At 72.3% G+C, this 3,865-nt stretch carries 3 protein-coding genes and 2 pseudogenes; 2 read left to right on the forward strand and 3 right to left on the reverse strand.

Translation table 11 applies throughout. The annotated features are described in order from the left end of the window. On the forward strand, positions 1 to 817 hold an 817-nt coding region (locus AOK11_RS37565), incomplete at its 5' end, for an ABC transporter permease (RefSeq protein WP_055598104.1). On the opposite strand, the gene AOK11_RS37570 is transcribed toward AOK11_RS37565, so the two are convergent. From AOK11_RS37570 to AOK11_RS45960, 3 genes and pseudogenes are all read right to left on the reverse strand, one after another. Continuing rightward, the gene (locus AOK11_RS37570; RefSeq protein ID WP_055598107.1) at positions 807 to 1,406 is read right to left on the reverse strand and encodes a flavodoxin family protein; all 600 of its coding nucleotides are present in this window, start codon (positions 1,404 to 1,406) and stop codon (positions 807 to 809) included. The genes AOK11_RS37565 and AOK11_RS37570 overlap by 11 nt on opposite strands. A gap of 136 nt (positions 1,407 to 1,542) precedes the next feature. Continuing rightward, a complete protein-coding gene (locus AOK11_RS37575) occupies positions 1,543 to 2,733 on the reverse strand; it encodes an amidase family protein (protein ID WP_055598105.1) in 1,191 nt (396 codons plus the stop codon). 381 nt (positions 2,734 to 3,114) lie between these two features. Continuing rightward, positions 3,115 to 3,318: pseudogene (locus AOK11_RS45960) on the reverse strand (DUF6668 family protein); the annotation flags it as partial. 196 nt (positions 3,319 to 3,514) lie between these two features. On the opposite strand from AOK11_RS45960, the pseudogene AOK11_RS43710 reads away from it, so the two are divergent. Then, positions 3,515 to 3,865 (forward strand): annotated as a pseudogene (locus tag AOK11_RS43710) (tetratricopeptide repeat protein); the annotation flags it as partial.

The raw sequence follows: 3,865 nt of genomic DNA on the forward strand, positions 1-3,865 counted from the left end.
CAGCGAACTGCTGACCACCTTCCGGCGCTGGCGCACCCTCGCCCTGCTCGGGGTCCTGGCCGCCGTTCCGGTCCTGGTCGGGATCGCCGTGAAGATCGAGACCGGTGACGGGTCCGCGTCCGGCGGCGGGGGAGGGGGCGGTGCGGGGCCGGCCTTCATCTCGCAGATCACCAACAACGGCCTGTTCCTGGTCTTCACCGCGCTGGCGGCCACGCTGCCGTTCTTCCTGCCCATGGCGATTGGTGTGGTCGCGGGCGACTCCCTCGCCGGCGAGGCGAACGCCGGCACCCTCCGCTACCTCCTCGTCGCCCCCGCCGGCCGTACCCGGCTGCTGCTCACCAAATACGCCGCCGTCCTCGCCTTCTGCCTGGCCGCCACTCTCGTGGTGGCCCTCTCCGCCCTGGCCGTGGGGGCCCTCCTGTTCCCGTTCGGCGACCTCACGACCATCTCCGGCACCCGGATCGGCTTCGCGGAGGGACTGGGCAGAGCCCTGCTGATCGCCCTGGTCGTCGCCGCCTCACTGATCGGGGTGGCGGCGCTCGGCCTGTTCGTGTCCACGCTGACCAGCAGCGGCATCGCGGCGATGGCGACGACGGTGGGGCTGCTGATCACCGTCCAGATCCTCGACCAGATCCCGCAGCTCGACGCCCTCCACCCGTACTTCTTCTCCCACTACTGGCTGTCGTTCGCCGACCTCCTGCGTGAGCCGGTGTACTGGGACGACCTGGTGAAGAACCTCGGCCTCCAGTCCCTGTACGCGCTGGTGTTCGGCTCGGCGGCCTGGGCGAGGTTCACGACGAAGGACATCACCGCGTAGACCCGGCTTCGTAGGGGAAGCGGGCGAGCGGGGCGGGGGCGTCCGGTGCGAAGAACGTCTTCGCGCGGGCGAGGGCCTCGGTGTCCTTCAGCACGTCACCCGGCCTGCTGCCGTTGCCGAGCAGTACCCCGCCGAAGCGCATGCCCAGGTATGCGGCGGAGTGGTGGAGCGTGCCGACCAGCGGATCGGCGACCACCGGCTCGTCGTCCGCGAACGCCGTGACACCCCAGAGCGTGCGCCCCGCCATCGTCGCCTTGAAGTCCAGGCCGGGGGTGCGCAGCCAGCCCGACCAGTGGTCCAGGTAGCGCTTGGTCTGCGCGGACACCGAGTACCAGTAGAGCGGCGAGACGATCACCAGGTCCGTCGCCGCGACGGTGGCGTCGAGCAGCAGGACGACATTGCCCTCCGGGGGGCGGACGTGGTCGTTGTCGTGGCGGTGGTCCTCGAACTCGGGCAGAGGATGCTCGGTGAGGTCGATCCAGCGCTGTTCCGTGCCCGCGGGCAGTTGTTCGGCGGCCTGGCGGGCCAGCGACGCGGAGTTGCCGTCGCGTCGGGCGCTCCCCAGAACGAAGAGGAAACGGCGTGTCATGGTCATCCCCCAGATGATCGGCGTACGCCAATTACAGGCACATGCATCATATGTGCATGCAAGTATATGTCCACGGGGTTCAGCGACGACCCCGGCCCCGAGAGACGCCTTTCAGCCACTCGGCCCTTTCAGCTGTTCAGCCTCTCCGCTGCCCCGCCACGGCGAGCAGCAGTGCCTCCCGCCCGTGCGGTGCCACCAGGTGGAGCCCGACCGGGCAGCCGTCGGCGCCGAACCCGGCGGGCAGACTCAGCGCGGGGTGCCCGCTCACGTTGAACGCCCAGGTGAGCGCGGTGGAGTAGACGTCACCCGGCCCTTCGTGGCCGTGCGGCGCGGTGGGCGCCGTAGGCGTCAGCAACAGCTCGGCGCCGGCGAAGAGGCGGGCCAGGCGCCGGTTGTTCTCCGCCCGGACGAGGTGGGCTTCGGCGAGGGCGGCGGGGGCACTGCCGGGGTCGCGCAGGGCCAGCCAGGCCGAGGCCGGGTCCAGGAGCAGCGGCGGCGCCGACGGCCGTACGAGCCGTACGACCCCGGCGTCGACGAGCCGGTCGACCGCTGCCCGGGCCAGCGCGACGGGCTCCGGGTCGGGACCGGCGAAGCCGAGGTCGGGGGACCAGACAGCGGTGTACGGGAGGGGCGGCCGCGCATCGTCGGCGGTGGTCGGCGGCACGACGGCGGCGGTGGTCGGCGGTGACACCGCCCGCCACCAGGCCGCCGCGTCGGCCGCCGTACGGGCGAGGACTCCGGGTGCCGCGAGACCCGTACGGTCGCGCGACGGGAGCAGACCGTTGGTGGCCTTGAGACCGACGACCCCGCACCACGCCGCCGGGATGCGCACCGACCCCGCCCCGTCGCTGCCCGTCGCCAGCGGCACCAGACCGGCCGCCACCGCGACCGCGGCCCCGGCCGAGGAACCGCCCGGCGTACGGTCGGCCCGCCACGGATTGACGGTGCGTCCGCGGGCCCCGAGACCCCAGGTCTGCCAGGCGGTGCCGGGTCCGGGCACAGCGGTGGCACCCAGCGTTACACCACCGGCCGCGAGCAGCGGAACCGCCGCCCGCAACCCGTGCCGCCCCTTCACGGCGACCGGCACCCCGGCCAGCGGCAGCCACGCGCGAGCCCCGGGACCTTCGCCCCCGAACGGACCGGATGAACGCGACGGACCCGCCTCGACCAGGGTGTCCACCTCACCCGCCCGTCGCAGCGCCTCCTCGGCCCACACCTCGGTGAACGCGCACAGCACCGGGTCGGCCCGCTCGATCCGCTCCAGCGCCTCCGCGACCACATCGACGGCCCGCACCGCCCCCGTGCGTACCGCGAAGGCGATCTCCACCGCCGAGGCGGGCCTCCACGCTCCGGCTCCCTCACTGCTCGGCGCATCGACCCCATCGGTCCCGTCGACCCCATCGACCCCATCGGTCCCCAAGGCTCCATCAACCCCATCAGCTCTGTCAGCCAGTCCTGTCAGCCAGTCCTGGAGCCCTTACTGGGCCCTTCGTCGTACCAGCCCCACCGGTCTCCTCGTCAAGCTCACTGGGGCGGACGACCGGAGGCCGGAGAAGACCTGCCCAGGTCGTGCCGCCGATAGGCTGGGGCCGACATGCGCAAGGACGAAGAGGCCGAAGCCGCCGTCGACGGTGACAGCGTGGACGAGACGGTGGGCGAGTGGCGGAACGAGTGGCCGGAACTGGACGTCTCCTCCACTGAGGTGATCGCCCGGTCCGGGCCAGGCGCGGCCGCTGTCGTGACCGCCGTGCACCGCGGCGAGCGTGGAGACCCCGGCACCGCCGTGGGTGCCGACCCAGGAGAAGCGCCGGGCCGGCGCATGGGCGTGGGCGGGCTCCGGCGGGCCCGGTTCCGGCACTCCCACCGGCCCTCGGATCCAGATCTCCGGTCCCTGTCGCATGCCTGTACGCATGCCCACCCTCCCGCCTCACCCTCCCGGTTCTCATGACGGCGGACAGCGGACACGGGAAGGGCACGAGGAGAAGGGCACGAGGAGGGGACCGAATGGGGGACGGCCGTTGGGACGAGCCTGTGACAACGCGGTGACGTGAGAAGCCGGGCTCAGCGGACAGACTCGTCGGTAGGTTCACGACCCGAATGAGGGGACGATGGCGCGAATCAGCCGCGAGAAGAAGCAGGAACAGCAGCAGGCCGCACATGCGGCGGATCTTGCGGCAGTGCCGATCGACGTCCATGTACCCGTCGCCGTGGGGGGCGGCGCGGGCACGCGGAGGGCATCGGTCGGCGGGGTACTGGTGGTCGCCGGACCCGGTGAGGAAGTTCAGCAGGCCGTGCTGAATCGGCTCCACCGCATCGCCGTCGCCTCGGGACACGCCGTCCTGGCCACCATCCACGACGAACGCATCGGCTACGTCGTCCCGCTCCAGGTCGACCCGGACGGCGCCAGCCGCTTCACGGGGGAGCCGGCGCCGATGACACCGAAGCCGGAGTCGGAGCCG

Source organism: Streptomyces hirsutus (assembly GCF_001418415.1).
Taxonomy (GTDB): Bacteria; Actinomycetota; Actinomycetes; order Streptomycetales; family Streptomycetaceae; genus Streptomyces; species Streptomyces hirsutus.

What these genes read in the sequence shown, in the direction of transcription:
- AOK11_RS37570 (WP_055598107.1), bottom strand. Translation starts at nt 1,406, where the DNA reads ATGACACGCCGTTTCCTCTTCGTTCTGGGGAGCGCCCGACGCGACGGC.